The 18,211-nt window shown below is 67.9% G+C and carries 19 protein-coding genes and 1 pseudogene; 5 read left to right on the top strand and 15 right to left on the bottom strand.

Annotated elements, in window-relative coordinates; genetic code table 11:
* Window positions 1–30: 30 nt before the first annotated feature.
* Window positions 31–912: a sigma-70 family RNA polymerase sigma factor gene (locus ACFO8M_RS10700; RefSeq protein WP_387974487.1), complete on the top strand. Its 882-nt coding sequence runs from the start codon at window positions 31–33 to the stop codon at window positions 910–912.
* A gap of 308 nt (window positions 913–1,220) precedes the next feature.
* Here the strand turns inward: ACFO8M_RS10700 and ACFO8M_RS10695 are convergent, their stop codons facing one another.
* The 11 genes from ACFO8M_RS10695 to ACFO8M_RS10645 all read right to left on the bottom strand — a co-directional run bounded on the left by ACFO8M_RS10695 (window position 1,221) and on the right by ACFO8M_RS10645 (window position 11,477).
* Window positions 1,221–1,754: a hypothetical protein gene (locus ACFO8M_RS10695; protein WP_387974484.1), complete on the bottom strand. Its 534-nt coding sequence runs from the start codon at window positions 1,752–1,754 to the stop codon at window positions 1,221–1,223.
* Between the two features lie 256 nt (window positions 1,755–2,010).
* Window positions 2,011–2,340, bottom strand: coding sequence for a DHCW motif cupin fold protein (locus ACFO8M_RS10690; protein ID WP_387974481.1), 330 nt, complete (start codon window positions 2,338–2,340; stop codon window positions 2,011–2,013).
* A gap of 114 nt (window positions 2,341–2,454) precedes the next feature.
* Window positions 2,455–2,925 carry a hypothetical protein gene (locus ACFO8M_RS10685; protein ID WP_387974479.1) on the bottom strand — a complete coding sequence of 157 codons (471 nt, stop codon included), beginning with the start codon at window positions 2,923–2,925 and terminating at the stop codon, window positions 2,455–2,457.
* Entirely contained in the window at window positions 2,922–3,506 is a 585-nt protein-coding gene (locus tag ACFO8M_RS10680; protein WP_387974477.1) for a hypothetical protein, read from the bottom strand. The genes ACFO8M_RS10685 and ACFO8M_RS10680 overlap by 4 nt, the downstream gene beginning before the upstream one ends.
* A gap of 7 nt (window positions 3,507–3,513) precedes the next feature.
* Entirely contained in the window at window positions 3,514–3,900 is a 387-nt protein-coding gene (locus tag ACFO8M_RS10675) for a hypothetical protein (protein ID WP_387974474.1), read from the bottom strand.
* Window positions 3,891–5,423 carry a hypothetical protein gene (locus ACFO8M_RS10670; protein ID WP_387974471.1) on the bottom strand — a complete coding sequence of 511 codons (1,533 nt, stop codon included), beginning with the start codon at window positions 5,421–5,423 and terminating at the stop codon, window positions 3,891–3,893. Before ACFO8M_RS10670 ends, ACFO8M_RS10675 begins: the two co-directional genes overlap by 10 nt.
* A 605-nt stretch (window positions 5,424–6,028) precedes the next feature.
* Window positions 6,029–6,472: a hypothetical protein gene (locus ACFO8M_RS10665; protein WP_387974468.1), complete on the bottom strand. Its 444-nt coding sequence runs from the start codon at window positions 6,470–6,472 to the stop codon at window positions 6,029–6,031.
* On the bottom strand, window positions 6,462–7,223 hold the full coding sequence (locus tag ACFO8M_RS10660) for a hypothetical protein (protein ID WP_387974465.1): 762 nt from the start codon (window positions 7,221–7,223) through the stop codon (window positions 6,462–6,464). The genes ACFO8M_RS10665 and ACFO8M_RS10660 overlap by 11 nt, the downstream gene beginning before the upstream one ends.
* A 9-nt stretch (window positions 7,224–7,232) precedes the next feature.
* Window positions 7,233–7,490 (bottom strand): hypothetical protein, encoded by a 258-nt coding sequence (locus ACFO8M_RS10655; RefSeq protein ID WP_387974462.1) that lies wholly within the window; start codon window positions 7,488–7,490, stop codon window positions 7,233–7,235.
* A 419-nt stretch (window positions 7,491–7,909) separates the two neighbouring features.
* Window positions 7,910–8,821, bottom strand: coding sequence for a TRM11 family SAM-dependent methyltransferase (locus ACFO8M_RS10650; RefSeq protein WP_387974459.1), 912 nt, complete (start codon window positions 8,819–8,821; stop codon window positions 7,910–7,912).
* Between the two features lie 667 nt (window positions 8,822–9,488).
* A complete protein-coding gene (locus ACFO8M_RS10645; protein ID WP_387974457.1) occupies window positions 9,489–11,477 on the bottom strand; it encodes an MSCRAMM family protein in 1,989 nt (662 codons plus the stop codon).
* Window positions 11,478–11,659: 182 nt separating this feature from the next.
* Between ACFO8M_RS10645 and ACFO8M_RS10640 the strand changes: the two are divergent.
* A pseudogene (locus tag ACFO8M_RS10640) lies at window positions 11,660–11,728 on the top strand (ISAzo13-like element transposase-related protein); the annotation flags it as partial.
* Here ACFO8M_RS10640 and ACFO8M_RS10635 read toward each other — a convergent pair.
* Together ACFO8M_RS10635 and ACFO8M_RS10630 are read right to left on the bottom strand one after the other, a co-directional pair.
* A complete protein-coding gene (locus ACFO8M_RS10635) occupies window positions 11,698–12,765 on the bottom strand; it encodes an NADP-dependent oxidoreductase (RefSeq protein WP_387974454.1) in 1,068 nt (355 codons plus the stop codon). The pseudogene ACFO8M_RS10640 and the gene ACFO8M_RS10635 overlap by 31 nt on opposite strands.
* Window positions 12,766–12,861: 96 nt before the next feature.
* Window positions 12,862–15,051, bottom strand: coding sequence for an MMPL family transporter (locus ACFO8M_RS10630; protein ID WP_387974451.1), 2,190 nt, complete (start codon window positions 15,049–15,051; stop codon window positions 12,862–12,864).
* A 237-nt stretch (window positions 15,052–15,288) separates the two neighbouring features.
* Between ACFO8M_RS10630 and ACFO8M_RS10625 the strand changes: the two genes are divergently transcribed.
* Both ACFO8M_RS10625 and ACFO8M_RS10620 read left to right on the top strand, forming a co-directional pair.
* A complete protein-coding gene (locus ACFO8M_RS10625; RefSeq protein ID WP_387974448.1) occupies window positions 15,289–15,429 on the top strand; it encodes a hypothetical protein in 141 nt (46 codons plus the stop codon).
* 2 nt (window positions 15,430–15,431) lie between these two features.
* On the top strand, window positions 15,432–15,968 hold the full coding sequence (locus ACFO8M_RS10620) for a hypothetical protein (RefSeq protein WP_387974445.1): 537 nt from the start codon (window positions 15,432–15,434) through the stop codon (window positions 15,966–15,968).
* Here ACFO8M_RS10620 and ACFO8M_RS10615 read toward each other — a convergent pair.
* Window positions 15,965–16,468, bottom strand: coding sequence for a MarR family winged helix-turn-helix transcriptional regulator (locus ACFO8M_RS10615; protein WP_387974442.1), 504 nt, complete (start codon window positions 16,466–16,468; stop codon window positions 15,965–15,967). The genes ACFO8M_RS10620 and ACFO8M_RS10615 overlap by 4 nt on opposite strands.
* Before the next feature lie 126 nt (window positions 16,469–16,594).
* On the opposite strand from ACFO8M_RS10615, the gene ACFO8M_RS10610 reads away from it, so the two are divergent.
* Window positions 16,595–17,527, top strand: a complete 933-nt coding sequence (locus ACFO8M_RS10610; RefSeq protein ID WP_387974439.1) for an NADP-dependent oxidoreductase — start codon at window positions 16,595–16,597, stop codon at window positions 17,525–17,527.
* Here ACFO8M_RS10610 and ACFO8M_RS10605 read toward each other — a convergent pair.
* Window positions 17,524–18,210, bottom strand: a complete 687-nt coding sequence (locus ACFO8M_RS10605) for a haloacid dehalogenase type II (RefSeq protein WP_387974437.1) — start codon at window positions 18,208–18,210, stop codon at window positions 17,524–17,526. The genes ACFO8M_RS10610 and ACFO8M_RS10605 overlap by 4 nt on opposite strands.
* Window position 18,211 lies beyond the last annotated feature (1 nt).

Genomic DNA, 18,211 nt, shown 5'->3' with positions numbered 1-18,211 from the left:
CTGACGAACCGCGTCGAAGGAACCAGACAGATGGACGAAGAAGAGATCCTCGCTGAGCACTTCGAGGCGCACCGGAGCCACTTGCGGACCGTGGCCTACCGGGTGCTCGGCTCGCTCACCGAGGCCGACGACGCCGTCCAGGAGACCTGGCTCAAGGCCGCCCGCGCCGACACCGGCGAGGTGGAGAACCTGGCCGGGTGGCTGACCACCGTCGTCGGACGAGTGTGCCTGGACATGCTGCGGTCCCGGAAATCCCGCCGCGAAGACGCCATGGCCGACCGCGAGCCCGAGCCGCAGGTTCGGCTGCGCCGCACCGCGAACCCCGAGGAAGTCGCGACGATGGCCGACGAGGTCGGCCTCGCGATGCTGGTCGTCCTGGACACCCTCGCACCGGCCGAGCGCCTCGCGTTCGTCCTGCACGACATGTTCGCCGTGCCGTTCGCCGACATCGCACCGATCATCGAGCGCAGCCCGGAGACGACCCAGCGCATCGCCAGCCGGGCCCGGCAACGGGTGCGCGGCAAGTCGATCGCGGAGGACGGCGACAGGACCCGCCGATACCGCGCCGTCGACGCGTTCCTGCAGGCCGCCCGCGACGGCGAGTTCGCGGCCCTGCTGTCCATGTTGGACCCCAACGCGAGCTACCACCCGGACGAGGCGGCCCGCCTACTCGGTGCGGGCACCGACTACTTCGGTGCGAACGTCCTGGCCGAGCAGTTCGCCACGAACGCCGGCATGGCCGCCGCGTGGCTGGCCCCGATCATGTTGGGCGACGAGCCCGGCTTCGTCCTCGCACCGCTCGGCAAGATGCGGCTGGTCTTCACCGTCCGCTTCGAAGGCGACCGCATCGCGGCGATCTTCGCCGTCGCCGACCCGGAGAGTCTGGAGTCGCTTCCGCTCTCAATCCCCTAGCGGGGGTCGAGGACGATCGATATGGACCGGGATGTTGCTTACTGCGCGCGGATCATCTAGGAGGACAACGAAACCGGCGTTCTCCTAGTCGACGACGCACCGCCGCCATCACCCGCTTGCGCAGTACCTCCTGCTGTGCCGGAGCGAGCTTCCGCATGTCGATCCGAAGGTCATCAGCCACACCAAGAGAACGACCGAGCCACTATTGAGCTATTGATCAATCCCGGCGCACGCCCGGATCATCGACGCCGCCAACACCAGGTCGCGCCACGACCGGGGACGTTGCCCGTTGGGCGAACCCGACCCGGTTACTCGAGCCAACCAGAGGCCGCCATGACCTCTTTGGCGATCTCGATAACCGATCGGTCGTCGGTGCTCACCCGGATCGTGCCCGAGGACGCTCGAGCCTCGAGCATCGGCGCCTTCTGGGCTGTGGTCTGCAGCTCCGCTTCGAGCCGCGAGCCCTGCTCGCGGCGTGTCAATCGATCAACGGCAGTTGCATCGGAGGCGGTGAGCAGGACCCTGATCAGACGAACCTCGCCTGTCAGCGCACGCTGGATCATCTCTCCGTACTCCGGCAGCACACTTACGGTTCTTGGGTAGACCAAGCGGCGACAGCCGAGTCGGGCGTAGTTGTCCCAGATGGCCGCCAGAGTGCGTTCAGTGATGTGTACCCGGTCGGGGTCGTCCGCCGGTGCTGGGTGCACCTGGCCGATCATGTCGCCCTCGATGTAGGCATGAGCGACTCCGGCCGCTGCCAACTGCGCCGTGACTTCCCAGCCGACGGTTGTCTTCCCGACACCGGCTCGCCCGCCGATGAGCAGTGCTTCAACATGATCCATCACGACAGCATGCCAGGACGCCGCGGATCACGGCAGCCGTCCAATGGCCTCCCTGACCGCCAGAACCCCGTCAACCACTGAGAAACCATCCAGTTACTGGTCGACAACTCCGCGAGCCCCCTTGCGGTGAGAAGCGCTCATCCGGCGGGACGGCGGTCGCGCCTTGCCGGACGACCGGTGGGTGAGTACGAGTCTTCCTGTGCGCGCCTGAGCACTGCTGTGCCACTCACCTGGGATTCGTCGTGCCAACTGAGACTTAGTCGACGACGAAGAGCCGGGCGCCTTCGCGGGTGCTCGAACGATGGGGTTCGGTGTCGTCGCCGACCTGGTAGCTGCTGCCCGCGCTGATGGTGACGACCTCGCCGCTGCCTAGCTCGGTGGTCAGTTCGCCTTCGAGGACGAACAGGATGTGCCCGCGGTTGCACCAGTGATCGGCCAGGTACCCGGGGCCGTATTCCACGATGCGCGCTCGGATCGATCCGAATTCGCGCGTCCGCCAGGTCGCGCTGCCCGTCTCGCCCGCGTGGTGTGTGGGGGCGATTTGCGACCAGTCGGTGGTCCCGAAGGGAATGTCAGTCATGTCCATTCATGGAATCTACGCAGGTCGCATCGGAAGCGCAGATCTTTTCCCGTGCGCTGGTTCGCACGAAGCCGGTCATCCGGCGGGGCGGCGGTGGTGCCCCGCCGGATGACCTGTGGGTCAGGTCGGGCGCCCGAGGAGCCAGATCGACCAGGTTTGCTTGGCTCGTTCGGCCACCCATGCCGCGTTGGCGGCGATCCACGGGTGGCGGTGCACCTGGTGCTGGAGCGCGGTGAAGATCGCCTGGCTGCGCTGCCGCTTCTCGAGTGGCTCGATCAGATGCGTTTCCCCGTAAAGGGATCGGACGACCGCCTCGACAGCGAGGTAGTCCGGCGGCGGCTCCGCGGTCCGGCCCGAGCGGCGGAGTTCCGCCATGAACGCGGCGAGTTCGTCGTAGTCGATCGGGCCCGCACCGAGACCGGCACCGGGCCCGAAGCGGTACTCGAGGCACACGGCGGTCGCGGCTCGCATGAACTCGGTCGCTGGCATCTCGCCGTCCCGCCCGAGGCGCGCACGAAGTCGAGCGGCGCCTTCGAGGTCGCCGGTGATCAGGGCGACGAGGTGTTCGCGTTGCAGCTCATAGGTGTTCATGCGGACTCCTCTTCGGATGATTCGATGACGGACGAGGCCGAGGGCAGCGATGAGGGCGACGCCGAGGGCGACGCCTTGGGCAGTGTCTCGGGCGAGCCGGCTCGCCTGGGGTGGTTGCGGATGGTGTCTTCGAAGGCCTCGGTGAGGCATTCCAGGCCGTACTCCTCGGCGAGGTCGAACAGCTCGGCCAGTTGCGCGTCGGTGAGGTCGGGTTCGATGAGTTCGCCGATCGCCGCCCACAGGTAGGCGGGCTGTTCGGCGTGCGGGATCTCGGTGAGCAGCACTGAATCGCCGCACACGGCCCGGACCATCGCCTCGGCGCGCAGCGCGTTGAAGCTCGGGTTCGTCGCGAAGTGCTTGTCGTGCAGACGTTTTGTGATCGCGGCGAGGTCGGACGGGTCCGGCTGGGCGCCGTATTCCTCGACGACGGCTTGGGCGAGCAGGGACACCAGGAACAGCTGGTGCGTCATGAGCTGCCCCGGCCCGATCTGGGACGCGAGGCGAGCGGCTTCGGCGGTGTCGCCGCGCAGGCGGGCGGTGGCATGGGACCGGAACAGGTCGGTGGTTGGTTCTGGGCTCATGGGTTCCCTATCCTTCGCATTCGCGTTGGGCTGCTTGCCAGGCGGAGAGGCCTGCGGTCTTGAGCTGTCGTGCATGGCCCGACTGGCGGGCCCATCCGACGTGGTCGGGTTCGGTGATATGGAGTTCGGGCCCGCCGTTGCTGAGCGCGGTGTTTGCGAGGCCGGTGAGGTAGCCGAGCACCTGCGGGTACTCCTCGGTGAAGACGAGCCAGAGGCGCGGGGTTCCCGCGAGGAGACCGAATTGGACGGTCCGGCTCGCGATCGTCTCCTCGCCGATGATGGTCAGCGCGGTCGGGTCGATCCCGTCGAAGGAACGCACCGGGAGTGGGATCTCGGCGAGGGCGCGGGCGTACTTGGCGCGCACGCGGTGTGGAGCGAGTCGGCCTACGCCCATGCCGCACCTCCGAACAGGTGCGCGCCGATCGATTCGGAGCGGGACGGGGAGCTGGGCGAGAAGCGGGGCCTGGCGGTATCGGAACGGGACGAGGAGCGGGACGGGGGTCCGGGCCTTTCGGCTTCTGGGCCGTTCTCTGCGCTGCTACTTGCGCTGTCGGCTTCGATGCGGGCGCGCTGAGCGCCGCGGACGGCCGAGGCCAGGCGAGTCGAGCGGGTCGCGAGCGCGGTTCGGCGCGCTCGCTCGGCGCGGCCGACGCGGTCGGCGGGTCCGGTTTGGTCGGACCGACCGGCCTGGTTCGGCAGGGCGGGTGGCTCGGGGTTGCGCGAGTTGGGGTTGTGCGAGCCGGGATTCGGTTGTGGCGGTTCGGTTTTCGCGGAACTGCCCTTGATCACGGCGAGGAGCCACCGGAAGAAGCGGATCCACAGGGCGATCTGCCAGCCGCACTCGCGTTCGAGGGCGGTCCCGCGATTGCGATGGTGGGCGGCCGCGAGTTCGGTGGACTTGTCGAGGAACCGGCCCCAGGCGTCTTCGCGGAGCTTGTCGAACCTGTAAGGCGAGGGGACGGAGTTGGAGGCGGGGACGGGGACGGGGCCCGAGCCGGGGCCGGTGGCGCCGGGACCGAGGCCTGCGCCGGTGGTGTCGGTGGTGGCGGCCGTGCCCTGGTCGGTGCCGACAACGGTGGCGGTGGACTGGGACCGGTTGGCCGGCTCGTGGTCGAAGTGGTTGCGGCGCTGGTGGTTCATGGTGTGCTCCGGTTGTGAGCGGTCGGACTGCGACCAGAAGCGCGAACGGTCGCGCGGTTTCGGGCTGGGCCGGTCGGGTGTCACGGGTCGCGGCGAGTTCCCGGACCCGTCTTCGGGCTCGGATGGTTCCGCTGGGGGTGAGGCGGTCCGGGATCGCGGACGCCAGGGCGGAACGGACCCGGAGGACGCGGCCTGCGGTTGGGGAGCGTCGTCTTCGGGCGTGAGCAGGGACGTGGGCGGGGCAGGGGACGGGGTCGGTCGGTCCGACTCGGTGGTGCCGGTGCGCCTTGGGTCGAATCGGGCGGTGTCGTTGGGCGGCAACGGGTCAGGCAATTCGCCGCGACGATGGCGGCCGGTTCGGGGGTCCGGTCGCCAGCCGTAGGAGCCGAACGGGCCCGGGTCGTCGGGGTCGTACGGCTTGCCGCCGATCTCCCAGTCATCGCCGGGTTGGTGCCGGAGGTGGGGAGGTTCGTAGCGGGGTGAGGACGGGTCGGACTCGGGTGCCGCGAGGTCGCACAGGTCGGGTGAGACTGCGACGCGGTAGGCGCCCGGGGTCAGCGGATCGGGTGATCCGTCGAGGAGGAAAAGGCGGCGGGCTCGTTTGTCGTAGAAGCCGTCGGCCCGGATGCTGAGCCCGTAGTGGATTGCGGCGGCGGCAGCCGCAGCGGCGGTGGTGTCCTCGGCAGCGGCAGCGACGACGGTGGCGGCAGTAGCCGAGGCAGTGGTGTCGTAGCCATCAGCGCCCGAGCCTGAGGCCGAGCCCGAAGCCGAGTCCAAGGCCGCGTGATCGGCTGCGCCAGCGGCAGAGTCCGTGGTGGTGGCGGCAGCTACGGCAGCGGGTGAAGCAGGTGCTGAGTTAGCGGCGGTCGCTGCGCCGGTTGCTGCAGCGACCCCGGCCCCAGCCTCGGTGAGTGCACCTGCACCTGAGACTGCACCAGCAGCACCAGAAGTGGATGCGGAAGCGGAACTGGAACCGAAGGCGGCGGAAGCGTTGAAGTCAGACGCGTATTCGGATGCGAAGTCGCGGGAATGGCTGTTTTCAGGTACGCCCGAATAGCGTATCGTCGTAGACGACACGGAAGTATCCCTTCTGTTGTTGGCCGCCCGGTGGAACGAGTTTGGTAGCGAGTGCCACCGGGCGGCGTATTACATTCTGGCCTATCGATGAAGACTGATGTGAGCTGGATGAGTCGTAACAAGCTCCGTTCGAGACGTAAGAAGTAGGTTTGCTAACGATTGCGCGAGAACCTATTTCGATGATGGCGCACCAAAAACTTACGTGTCAACTTACGAGACTCAAGCGTCTAGAGACTTTTTGAAACCTCAAGGGGGACAAGGGCAAAGCCCTTGTCCCCCTTGAGGTTTCAAAACTGTGAGCGCCGCTACTCCGCGCTCTGCCACTGAGCGGCAAGCGTCTCCGCGTCCGTGAGATAGCTTTCGAGCTGCGCCTCAACTGCAGGGAACTGATCCACGATCATGCGAATCGCCAGGATCTCCAGATCGAACTGATCCGCGGCCGAGACTTCATCGAGTAGGTGCTCTTCGCCCAAGAGCGCCCGGAACAGCGCCTCCATCGCAAGAGGCTTGAAGGGCGGCTTGGCGTTGCGATACGCGAACGACATCTTGCCTACGAATTCGCGAACCGCTGTCGGGCTCTGGTCATGCTCGAATACATGCCCGGTCACCCCGGCGAACATCGCTGCGACGCGAACGACGTAGTCGTCGCGGTCGGCATCGGGAAGCTGGTTGTTCAGCTCCTTCATTTTGGCTCCGTCGCCAAGCGCGATGGCTCGGACGAGGTCCCGGATCAGCGGGTTACTTGCCATGCTCCCTCTTTCTGAGAATCCGCGATAGCCCTTCGACAGCGATCACTGCTACCACGATGCTAGTGCCGATAACATCTCCGGCGCGAATGTCGGCCGCCTCCGGGCGATAGAAGCCAGGCGCCGATGGCGGGGCGGAAGGTACTTCGGTGGTGGTCTGAGCGGAAGGGCCCCAAGGATCGTAGTCGCGCTCGAAGGTGTCGGCACGAGCGTCGACGATGTTCTTTGAAGCTTCGGCCAGATCGCCGGTGTTGCGAACGGCCGTGCGGCCGAATCGACTGAGCTTGCTCATCTTCTTGTCGTCGCCAGCGCCCTCGTGCTCCTTCTGGAAGGGGCCGATGGTCGGGTCGATGCCGGACAGCTCTTCACCACTTGGCGTCGGGTCCTGCCGTAGGTGCGGTGGCACTGCATCGAGTCCGGCTTTCGGTGCGCCCGTTTGGGCATCGACCCTCTTGAGCGGCACGACTGCACCAGATCCTGGCGCCCCTGGCCCCATCCTGCCATGCATGGCCGACACGACCATGAAGTGCGCCTTCACCAACGCGCCCTGAAGCGAAGCGCGAATCGACTCCGCTTCCTCAATCTTGTCGACCACCCCGCGCAGTCGCACTGAAGCGGCCTCGGCACCGAGCCCGCCGATCGCAGCGGCGGCGTACTCGGCCTGTCCCTTCGACGAGTTGATCGGTCCGGCAAGCGACTCCACTTCCGCCCGGTCGGCCTCGATCCTGGCGGCCAGCGTCTGTAGATCAGCCACTGCCGATACTTATTGCTGCTTCGCGGCCGTTGCCGTAGCCATCGCCTCGTTCAGCTTGTTCTGCAAGGCCGCAGCCAGCGCGGAGCACTCCTCCAACTGATCCTTGCAAGCCCCGATCGCAGCCGCCGCGCCCTCGACACTCAACGCCTGCAACTGACCGAGGGTTTCCTCGGTCATCGCCTTGGTACCCTCGATCTGACCCTGAAACTCGGTCGCCGCGTTCGTATTCGCGCTGATCGAGGCGATGACCTCATCAATACTCGCCATGGGGGTGCTGCCTTCCTAACCGGGATGCTGAGCAAGTCGCACACTACCCGAACCGACCCCTAGGCGCAGCCCTCAACGTATGCAGGCCAGGCACTCCGCTCGGCTCAGCGGCCGAGGCACATCCAACAGTCCTCAAGCTCCGCCAGGCTCGGCGGGTGCGTCCGCAAGCGGCGCAAGCCGACGCACCATCAGATGAACACCCCTGTGACTGCTCGCCGAGTGCTGCCTGGATCGTATTGTGCCGCAGGTAGATCAGGCAGACCACGATCGCATCGAACAGCTCCAGGGCCTTGCGGCGGCCGGTGTCGGGCTGCCAGGAACCGATCCTGGCCTCGACCTCTCGCTCCAATAGGGGCAGTTGCTCGACGTCCAGGCCGGTTCGATGCTCATAGCGCGGCAGCGGTCGCCCTTTGATTCCTTCACTCGGGGCCACGTTCATCGACGCTTCGGCCGCGATTCGGCTCGGCCATGACGATGACCGGGTGCTGCCCGGACAGGCTGAGCTGATGACTGTCGACGAGTTTCCAACCTGATCGCTCGGCTTCGAAGTGGCACAAGAGTTCGGGCGGCACCAGGCAAACGAGCCTTCCGTCGTCGGTGATGATGCGCCGCCACGCTGCCAGGAGCGTGGGGAAGTGCTGCAGCTCGGCGACCTGGCGGCCCCAGGCTGGATTGGTCACCAACCGGTCGATGCTGCCGACGGGCATCGGCAGCCGCGCGGCATCGTATTGCGCGAGCGTGATGCCGGTGAGGTGCTGCGCGTTGCGTGCCGAGGCCGCGAGTGCCTCCGCGTTCAGGTCTGAACCGATGAAGTCGGCGCCGGGAGCGAGTTCCCGGGCTTCGACGAGGATCGTTCCAGCTCCACAGCAGGGATCGAGCACGGTCATCCCCGCTTCGATCCCGGCGAGCCGGGCCATGGCCGCGGCGACCGGTGGGTGCAAGGTGCCCCGGATCGATGCGGTCTTCCACGGCCGGCGATGAAGGGGCGGGCGAAGGCCCCGGTAGCCGAGCAGGAGCCCCTCGGGCGACAGCACTGCGCGCCATTCGGCGGCACCGGCAGGCGGCCGTTGACCGCCGCTGCGGGAGGCGTACCGGGCACCGAGCCGCTCGGACAGGAACGAGCCGATCACGTCCTCGAGGTCATGGCGGTTGTAGGTGCGCCGGCCGATCATCGATGCCGAGACGGCCAGGACCGGATCGCCGCGCTCGAAGTCGGACTCGACCGGGTTCAGGTCCGCGGCGTTGAGCAGGGAGTGCAGGCGCTGCAGATCCGCTTTGGTGGAACCCGGGTCGACCGTTCGCGCTATCTGGATGAGCAGGTCGTCGACCATGCGAGGACGATCGGCCGGGCAAGGCTCCGCAGCGGCGAGCAGCAACTGGCGCTTCTGGATGGAGACGACGCGGTATCCGAGCTCGGTGAGTTCTGCCGCGGCGAGGTGCTCGAGTCCGTGGACCGTGCTGGCGAAGAGATTCCGGTGTTCCAGGGTTATGGGCGTGAATGAGCCCACCGTCGAACGACGGTTTGGTGACATGACAAAGCTCCGGGTGAGCGACCTGGAGCGGCGGGAAGCCGCACCACATCGCTAGCCACGGGTTTCCCTCTGGACGGCTAGCGGAGCGCTAACCGAGGCGGAAGAAGCTGTATGTCACGGCGACATGCTAACTCACCCGAAGGAGACTTTTGCATCCGCTTGCAGGTCCCAGAGCGGGTCGCCGAGCTTCGCGCACTCAAGGTCGCGGCGGTGAAGCGCGACTGCGCGGTCTCCAGATCGGGGCGGCACGCGCCCGGGGCGCGCACCCGGTCGGTGACCTCTGCCCCGGCCTCGATTTCGTCGACATCGCAGTCTGGTCGTTCACACCTGGATCAACGAACTGAGAAACCGAGACGGCCCCGTCAACTAATACGCAGAAGGACCCTTGGGGACAGGGGAGGCCGGGCCCGCAGGCCCGGCCCCCTGTCGCCGTGCCCCGTCACCTCGCGGTTCCGGAGCCCTCGCTTCAGATCGCCGACTCGTCCTCTTCGCCGCTCCTGGCTCTCGCCGCCGCGACCATCACCGCGCCCGCGGCGAGCAGGAACACAGCCGTGATGAGCCCGATGTGGAGGCTCGTGCCGGTCCTCGGCAAGTCGTCCTCGTAGGCGACCGCGGACGGCTCGTCCTCGCCGGCACCGGCGTTCGGGCCCTCGCTCGGGTCGCCGGGGTCGTTGTCGCCGGAGTCGTCCGGCTCGTCGGATTCGAGCAGCGCGAAGTCGGCGACCGCGTCACCGCAGGTGCTCGAATTGGCGATCGTCTTCTCGATCTCTCCGTCGACCTCGTATCCGCCGGGCGCGGTGATCTTCACCGTGTGCGCCCCGGACGGCAGGTTGCCGACGCCGTACGTGCCGTCGTTCCCTGTGGTCACCTGCTCGGGCGACCCGTCTTCCGGGGTGATGGTCAAGCTCACGCCGCCCATCGGATCGCCGCCGGGGCCGGTCACCTTCCCCGTGACCGCCGCCCGCCTAGAGAAGTAGAAGTGGACTCCGGACACGTCGGTGTCGACCACCCTCACTCTCTTCGTCGTCGGGATTTCGGCGTCATGCCCTTCGGGCACATCGACTTCGACCGTGTAGTAGTCCGCCGAGAGCCCCGCGAAGTAATAGACGCCGTCCGCGTCGGTGACGGTCGACTCGGTTGAGCCGTCCGGTTTGGTGAGCGTCACGGTCACGCCGGGGAGGGGCTCTTCGCAGGCGATGGCCTTGCCCAGGAGGCGCGCCTGGGCCGTCAGCGCAAAGTCCTGGCTGGTGATGGGCGTGGTCTGCGCGGGCGCGACCGTGACGTCGCGCTGGTCGGCGCCGTAGTAGTCGTATCCGGCGGGTTCGTCGATGGTGATGGTGTGGTCGCCCGCGGGCACATCGTCGAACAGGTAGTTGCCCTCGGAGTCGGTGACGGTGGTCCTGGTCGTGCCGTCTTCGAGCGCGACCGTCACCGTGATGCCGCCGAGGTTCTCGCCGTCGGTGGTGGAGACGTTGCCGCTCACCGAGGTCGGCACGATGTCCCGCAGCTGGAAGTCCGCCGGGACCGCGGGGCAGGTGCTCAGGTCCACCTGCCGGCGTATCGCGTCGTCCACGATTTTCCCGTCGGGCGCGATGACCTCCACGGTGTACTCCGGTCCGACCATGTAGTTCGGGAACGAGTACGCGCCGTCATCGCCCGTGGTGGTCGAGTCGAGCACGAGTCCGTCTGAGTTGATGGCATTGACCTGCACCCCTGCGGACGGTGCGCCGGAGTCGGTGACCGACCCGGTGATCTCGCAGCCCAGCGACGCGAACCAGGTCTGGTAGACCGGGAACCCGGCGCGGCGGGTGAACGTGAAGGTGAGCGACTGGACCGGCACGGTCGGCTCGAACCAGCCGCTCGCGCCGTCGGTGTCGGAGGCCGCGTCGTTGCCGGTCAGCGTCTTGGTCGAGGCCTCCCAGGTCGGCTCGTCGGTCCCGCCGCTGGAGCATGACGGACCTCCAGGGGACGAGGCGCTGCAGTAGTTGAAGGTGCCCTGGAACCCGAGCTCGGCCGCGGTCAGGGTCGAGCCGTCCGGCCCCTTGGCGGTCACCTTGACCTGGTCCGCGTCGATGTCGCCCAGCGCGAAGGCCCAACCGCCCGGCGGCACGGCCCCGTCGAAGCCGTAGGTGGTGTACGAGGGCGAGTCGGCCCGGTCGGCCTGGGGTCGCAGGTTGAGATAGGGCTGGTTCCTGGAGGAGCCGTATTTCGCGCCGATCGGGGTCCCGTCGGACAGCCAAGCGGATTGCCCGGAGACGACGCCGACCCCGCCGCCGCGCGAATTCGAGGTCACCTCGGCCGTGATCTGCGGACTGGTCGAAAAGGACATGGAGGTGTGGTAGTCACCGGCACCGCCTTCAAAGGCCCCCCACCCGGCCCACGACCCGCGCGCCTGAGCCTGCGCGGGCCGGGCGAGCAGCAGGCCTGATGAGGCCAGCGCAAGGAGCACGGACATCAGCATGATCAAAGCCCTTGTGGACAATCTCAAGGCGTACATGCTGGAAGCCTAAGGCAGGTTCCTCAACCTGCGGCCGTATCGATCCACTGTCGCGGAGTAGGAATCATGGTCTCCCTCACCGGCGACACCGGCGCCTAACTCCAGTACGCCCATACCCGCCTCGCCTCCATCCTCCGGCCTTCGCCGCCGAGACCGGCCTGACCATCACCGTGCTGCACTACCCGCCGGGCACCTCGAAGTGGAATAAGACTGTGTTTTCTGCGGCGATGCGGAGGAGCTGCTTGCCGAGGTTGCGGCCTTCGAAGAGGCCCCGGAGGACGGCCGGTGCCTGCTCGAGGCCTTCGCGCACGTCCTCGGCGTAGACCAGCCGGCCGGTGCCGACCCATTCGCCGAGCCGGCCGAACGCCTCGGGGAACCGTTCGAGGTAGTCGAGGAAGATGAAGCCTTCCATTCGGGCGCGTTTGATGCCGAGCTGCAGGTAGTTCCGCGGTCCCGGCGGCGGCTCGCCCGGGCCGTAGCCGGAGGCGATGCCGCCGACCACGACGACGCGGGCGCGTTCGGCCAGGTTCGCGAGTGCGGCGTCCAGGATCGTGCCGCCGACGCCGTCGAAGACGACGTCGAGGCCGTTAGGTGCGAGTTCGCGCAGGCGCGCTTCGAGATCCTCGGTGCGGTAGTCGATGCAGGCGTCGAATCCGGCGGTCTCGATCGCCCACTTGCACTTCTCGGGTCCCCCGGCCGCGCCGATGACCCGGCAGCCGAGGAGTCGGGCGATCTGGCCCGCGATGGAGCCGGTCGCTCCGGCGGCGCCGGTGACGAAGACCGTGTCGCCCTCGCGGGGCCGTCCGATGTCGACCATGCCGAAGTAGGCGGTGAGGCCGGTGGCTCCGAAGATGCCGAGCATGGCCTTGGGGTCGATGCCATCGGGAACGCGGTTGAGGCCGAACAGGCCCGTGTCGCCGGCGATGGCGAAGTCCTGCCAGCCGACCATGCCCGCGACCCAGTCGCCCACGGCCAGTTGCGGATTGTTCGAGGCGACGACCTGGCCGACGCCGCTGGAGCGCATGACCTCGCCGAGGGGGACGGGGTCGATGTAGTTGTCGCCGTCGTTGAGCCAACCGCGCTGCGTCGGGTCGAAGGCGAGCCACACGACGCGGACGAGCGCCTCGCCCGGGCCGGGCTCGGGCACGGGGCTCGTGCGCAGTTCGAAGCAGGACTCGTCGACCAGGCCCTCGGGCCTGGAGGTCAGGATCCACTGGCGGTTGACCGGCGAAGGCGAGGTGGTCATGAAGGCTCCGTTCGCATTGGCGATCGCGCCGTGCACGACGCGGGACCTGCCCACGGTAATCGGCGGGCAGGTCTCCTTGCGTCCTGTTTTTCCGGGCTAGCCGAGTGCGGAGCCTTGCAGCTCAGGGCTCTCGGGTCGGGTCCCTCCGGTTGCGGCGTTCTTTGCCTGCCAGCGTTTGGGCCACCAGCCGAAGCGATCGATCATCGTCATCAGGGCCGGCAGGAGCATGACCCGCACGACCACGGCGTCCAGCAGGACGCCGAGCGCCAGTGCGAATCCGAGCTGCTTCATCTCGATGCGGTCGGTGAAGATGAAGGCCACGAACACCGACATCATGATCACGGCCGCGCTCGTCACGACGCTCGCCGAGGACAGGATGCCCTCGCGGATGGATTCTCGGGGTGAGAGGCCGCGTTGGGCGGCTTCCTTGATGCGGCTCATCACGAACAGCTGGTAGTCGAGCGAGAGTCCATAGAGGATCGCGAAGACCATCAGCGGCGTGCGCGAGCCGAGGAACCCTGGGGACTCGAAGTCGAGCAGGCTCTCGGCCCAGGTGCCTTGGAATACCAGGACCAGTGCGCCCCAAGCGGTCAGGCTCGACAACAGGTTGAGCACCGTGCTCAGGACCGCCATCGCCCAGGACTTGAAGGTGATGAGCATGATGAGCAGGGTCGCCGCCAGCACGCATGCCAGGACGACGAGCAGGCGCGAGGACTGCAGGTCCGAGAAGTCCGCGGCGTAGGCGGGCTCGCCGGAGACGGCGTAGGTCGCGCCGTCGATGGAGCCGATGAGGCTCGGCACCAGGTCGTCGCGCAGCAGGTTGAGCGACTCGGCGGCGCGGGGGTCGCTGGTGGGGTAGTGGATCGGCAGTTCCAGCGCGATGGCCGAGCCGTCTGGCGACACACGCATCCGCGGCCGGTCGGTCTCGGCGAACAGGTCGCTGTCCTGCGTCCGCGCTTCGAGTTCGGCAATGGCCGCGGCGAGTTCGTCCGCGTTGGACGGATCGACCTCTGCGACCACCATGTGGAAGACGCCGGTGTCAGGGAACTGCGCGGTCGTCGCCTCGTAGGTGGCGATCGTGTCCAGTGAGTCGGGGAAGGTCTCCTTGCCTTCGACGCTGAGCTTCATGGCCAGCGCCGGGGCGGCGAGTCCGATGAGGTGGGTCAGGCCGATGGCGGCGGTGGCGATCGGGTATTTCATGGAGGGCCGCAGCATCGCCGACCACACCCGGCTTTCGCCCGAAGTCTGCTTGCGGGCGTTCTTGTCGCGGCGCAGGAACTTGCCGCCGTCGATGCGGCGGCCCAGCTTGGCGAGCAGGGCCGGGAGCACCGTGAGGGAGCTGATCATGGCGATGGCGACCACGATGATGCAGGCCGTGGCGATCGAGGAGAAGACGACGTCGCCGACCAGGTACAGCCCGGCGAGTGAAGCGATCACCGCGATGCCCGCGGTGAGTATGGTGCGTCCGGCGGTCGCGGCGGCGGCCTCGATCGAGGCGGCGACGCTCAGGGTTCCTCTTGTGCGCGTTCGCTCTTCCCTGATGCGCTTGAGGTAGAAGAGCGAGTAGTCGACGCCGACGGCCATGCCGATCATCGTCAGGACGCTGGCGACCGCGCCGCCGGCGTTGGGGAAGAAGTACGAGCTCAGGGCGTAGACGCCCAGCGAGGCGATGATCGAGGTGATCGCCAGCAGGAGTGGTACGCCCGCCAGGAGGAGCGAGCCGAAGACGAGGAAGAGGATGAGCAGCGTGACTGGCAGTGCGAAGCGTTCGACCTGGGCGAGTTTGGCGCCCATCGTCTCGTCCAGTTCGACGGAGATCGCTTCGCCGCCGGTCTGGGCGATGTCCAGGTCGGGGTGGGATTCCTGCACTGACGCAGTGGTTTCCAGCAGCGGGTCGATGCGCTCTTTGGCTTCGTGCTTGGGCATCGACATGGTCACTGCGACCATGACCGCGTCGCCGCTTTCGGAGGTCACGGGTTCCGCGACCTCGGCGACTTCGTCGAGCGCGTTCATCTGGGTGCTCAAGTCGGCGGCGGCCGCGGCGGCCGCATTCTCGTCGAGATCGCCTCTGGGCGAGGTGATCAGGATCTGCGCGACGGGCGGGGCGGCGATGTCGTTCTCGACGGCCAGTGCTTCGGCCCGGCCCGCTTGGCCGACCCAGAAGTCGGAGAAGGCGGCCTCTTTGGTGCCTGCCGCCGTCCCTGCGCCGAAGCACAGGATGACGAACAGGGTCCAGGCGAGGACGGCCTTCCAGGGGTTGGCGGCGCTCCAGGACGCGATCCGCACGGTGACCGGCCGCTTCGTGTCTGGTATGGAGGGTGTTGGGTTCGGGGTTCGCGGGCTCATCGCTTCTCAGTTCTGTTGCAGGCGTTTGCTTTGAGTCCGACGCTATTCGGAAAATTCGGACAGAACAGTCACGGAGGCGGTCCCATTCCTGGTGGTGCAGGCACCACCAATCACGGTGTGGGAGTCTCTCCTTGGATGACGGCGAGGCCGAATCGGCCCAGGCACAAGGGAGTCGCGATGAGTCCGGAGGCGATCTGGACGGTCCCCGGCTGGGGGCTGGCCTTCACCATGTGGGCGTTGGCCGCCGCGGCCGGTGCCGTGATCGTCCTGGCCACCGGGCTCCTCGCCTGGCGCGGACGTCGCAAGCGCCGGGGCTAGCCGTGGAGCAGTTGTGGACGGGCCTCGTGGTGGCCGTGGCCGGCCCGCTCGGGGCCGTTGCGATCCTCGCCGCCGCCGTCGTGGCCGCGGCCTCCCTGGCCGAACGGATCAACCCGACCCCGTCGAGACCGGTCGACGACCAGGTCCGCGAGGCGACCGAGCTGCGCGAACGGCAGCGGGAACTCGACGAGCTGGTCGAGGCAACCGAACGGGCCCGCGGCACCGAATCCGTTGACAGCACCCATGTCTCGTTCCCGGTGTTCGGCATTGCCTTCCTGGCCTGGCTGGTCCTGCAGACCTGGGCCGCCGCGATCGAGCATTTCGACCGTCCGGAGGGATTCCCGGTGGCGTTGGCGATTCGACCATTGTGGACATCACTGGTCGCCGCGTCCGTGTTCGCGATCGCGGCGGGGTTCTTCTACCGTCGCTGGTTCCGCCGCCAGTCCTCGGAGCGCCGAGCTGCGATCCGGGCTAGGCAACGGTCCAAGGAACACCGCGACTTCAAAGCCCGTCTCAAGGGAATCCGCGACCGCGGCTAGTTCTCGAGGGCCTTGGGGGTGCGGCGCTTGCGGGTCGCGGCCGAGCGGGGCGGCCTGGCGCGCATGTGGTCGCGGACGCGGGTCATCATGTCGCCCAAGCTCTTCACGTCGTCTTGGGTGAGCTGGTCGAACAGCAGGTCCTTGGCGACCTGGACGTGGCCGGGCAGCACGGCGGCGAACTTGGACAGGCCCGCTTCGGTGATCTCGACGAGGGTCGAGCGGTGGTCGTCGGGGTCGGCGGTGCGCTCGACGAGTCCGGCCTGGCCGAGCAGGAAGGCCTGGTGGGTGAGGCCGCTGCGGCTGAGGACGACGCCGTCGGCGAGCTCGGTCATCGTCAGCTTCCGCTGCGCGCCCGCGAGGCGGGCGAGGAGCTGGAACTGGACGTAGCTGAGGTCGCCTTCGGAGCGGAGGTGCCGCTCGACCTCGTGCTGGAGCAGGCTGACCGACTCCATGAGCGCGAAGTAGGTGCGCAGCTGCTCGGGTTCCAGTTTGTCGGCCATGCCTCGATCATAAGTGCTTCGATTTCAAAGCAACGTGACAGGCCTCACGGTGCCGAACTATTGCTTCGATGTCGAAACAATATAGGTTGGAAGTACTTCGACATCGAAGCAAACTTGGAGGCGGTCATGAAGGCAATCCGATACCACGAGCACGGCGGCAGCGACGTCCTGAAGTACGAGGAGGTCGAGCGGCCCGTCCCGGGCCCGGGCCAAGTGTTGGTGAAAGTGGCCGGCGGTTCGTTCAACCCCATCGACGCGATGATCCGCGCCGGATACGTGCGGGAGATCTTCCCGATCCCGCTCCCGATCGTGCCGGGCATCGACTTCTCAGGCACGATCAGCGAGATCGGGCCCGGCGTCGAAGGCAGGCAGGTGGGCGACGCGGTCGTGGGGCTCCTGGACGCGGGCGCCGAGGGCACCGCCGCCGAGTACGTCGTCGCTCCGGCTGCGGTGGTCGCCGCCGCGCCGCGCACCGTGGAGCTCGCCGATGCCGCGGCCCTGCCCGCGGGCGGGCTCACCGCCTGGCAGTCGCTGTTCGAGTACACCGAACTGCAAGCGGGACAGCGCATCTTGATCAACGGCGCGGGCGGCGCGGTCGGCGGCTTCGCCGTCCAGCTCGCCAAGGCGGCCGGTGCGGTCGTCACCGCCACCGCGAGCGAGCGGAGCGCCGAGCGCCTGCGCTCCTACGGGGCCGACCGGATCATCGACCACCGGGCGACGCCCGTGACCGAGGCCGAGGGCGGGCCGTACGACATCGTGCTCAACCTGGTCCGCACCGCACCCGAGGCGACCGCGGGCCTGCTCGGGCTCGTCGCCGACGGCGGCGTCCTCGCCAGCACCACCGGTCCGGCTCCCGAAGACGCCGCGCGGCAGGTCCGCGGGGTGCAGGTCTTCGCCCACGGCAGCGCCGATCAGCTGGGCGAACTCGCCGCCCGCGTCGACGCCGGGACCCTGAAGGTCCATGTCGCCGGGCGCCGCCCGCTGGCCGATCTCGCTGCGGTGCACGGCGAATCGGATGCGGGCAAGCTATCTGGCAAGACCGTGTTCGTCCCCGCCTAGCGCGCGACCAGCGCGGCGGTCAGTGCGTCGAGTCCCTCGAAGTGCCCGTCGAAGGCGTCATCGTCCTTCGGCGGGTCGCCGACCGGCCGGGCCACATACGCGGTCCGCATCCCGACCGCTTGCGCGCCACGGAGATCCCACGCGTGGGCGGCCACCATGAGCACCCGCTCGGGCGCGCGGCCGGCCGCGTCGAGGGCGAGCCGGTAGACCTCCGGCGACGGCTTGTAGGCCCCGGCCAGTTCGCTCGACAGGGCCTGGTGGAAGCGCAGACCGGCGAAAGCGTTGAGCTGCAACAGCGCTGCCATGCCGGCGTTGGAGAGACCGACCACCGGGAAGTGCCAGGCGAGGCGTTCGAGCCCGGCGATCGAGTCGTCCCACGGGGCGAGGCGCTGCCCGGCCGTCGCCAAGCGGGACAACACGTCCGGATCGGCGAGACCGGCGCGGTCGGCGATCATCTGCGCCGCTTCGGCGTCGATCACCTCGGTGCTCGCGTAGGGGCGCTCGCCTCGCGCGATGCTCTTCTGTTCCGCTTCGACATGCTTCTGCCACAAGGCGACCAGTTCGGCAGTGTTGTCGGCGTCCGGGAGTGCTTCGCGGATCGCCGCCCCGATCCCGTCGGGTTCGTCGACCAGCGTGCCCAGGATGTCGAAGACGACCACGTCGATGTCGCGGATCTCGGTCATG

This window comes from Glycomyces rhizosphaerae (assembly GCF_042647865.1).
Lineage (GTDB): Bacteria > Actinomycetota > Actinomycetes > Mycobacteriales > Micromonosporaceae > Glycomyces > Glycomyces rhizosphaerae.
The sequence above is the reverse complement of the archived record's forward strand: the minus strand, read 5'-3'. Positions and strand labels throughout refer to the sequence as shown.

Coding starts and splice junctions, on each gene's coding strand:
- ACFO8M_RS10700 (WP_387974487.1), top strand. CDS start 31: ATGGACGAAGAAGAGATCCTCGCTGAGCACTTCGAGGCGCACCGGAGC.
- ACFO8M_RS10605 (WP_387974437.1), bottom strand. CDS start 18,210: ATGACCGAGATCCGCGACATCGACGTGGTCGTCTTCGACATCCTGGGC.
- ACFO8M_RS10685 (WP_387974479.1), bottom strand. CDS start 2,925: ATGAACACCTATGAGCTGCAACGCGAACACCTCGTCGCCCTGATCACC.
- ACFO8M_RS10635 (WP_387974454.1), bottom strand. CDS start 12,765: ATGACCACCTCGCCTTCGCCGGTCAACCGCCAGTGGATCCTGACCTCC.
- ACFO8M_RS10665 (WP_387974468.1), bottom strand. CDS start 6,472: ATGGCAAGTAACCCGCTGATCCGGGACCTCGTCCGAGCCATCGCGCTT.
- ACFO8M_RS10695 (WP_387974484.1), bottom strand. CDS start 1,754: ATGGATCATGTTGAAGCACTGCTCATCGGCGGGCGAGCCGGTGTCGGG.
- ACFO8M_RS10610 (WP_387974439.1), top strand. CDS start 16,595: ATGAAGGCAATCCGATACCACGAGCACGGCGGCAGCGACGTCCTGAAG.
- ACFO8M_RS10655 (WP_387974462.1), bottom strand. CDS start 7,490: ATGGCGAGTATTGATGAGGTCATCGCCTCGATCAGCGCGAATACGAAC.
- ACFO8M_RS10625 (WP_387974448.1), top strand. CDS start 15,289: ATGAGTCCGGAGGCGATCTGGACGGTCCCCGGCTGGGGGCTGGCCTTC.
- ACFO8M_RS10680 (WP_387974477.1), bottom strand. CDS start 3,506: ATGAGCCCAGAACCAACCACCGACCTGTTCCGGTCCCATGCCACCGCC.
- ACFO8M_RS10645 (WP_387974457.1), bottom strand. CDS start 11,477: ATGTCCGTGCTCCTTGCGCTGGCCTCATCAGGCCTGCTGCTCGCCCGG.
- ACFO8M_RS10690 (WP_387974481.1), bottom strand. CDS start 2,340: ATGGACATGACTGACATTCCCTTCGGGACCACCGACTGGTCGCAAATC.
- ACFO8M_RS10650 (WP_387974459.1), bottom strand. CDS start 8,821: ATGGTCGACGACCTGCTCATCCAGATAGCGCGAACGGTCGACCCGGGT.
- ACFO8M_RS10675 (WP_387974474.1), bottom strand. CDS start 3,900: ATGGGCGTAGGCCGACTCGCTCCACACCGCGTGCGCGCCAAGTACGCC.
- ACFO8M_RS10615 (WP_387974442.1), bottom strand. CDS start 16,468: ATGGCCGACAAACTGGAACCCGAGCAGCTGCGCACCTACTTCGCGCTC.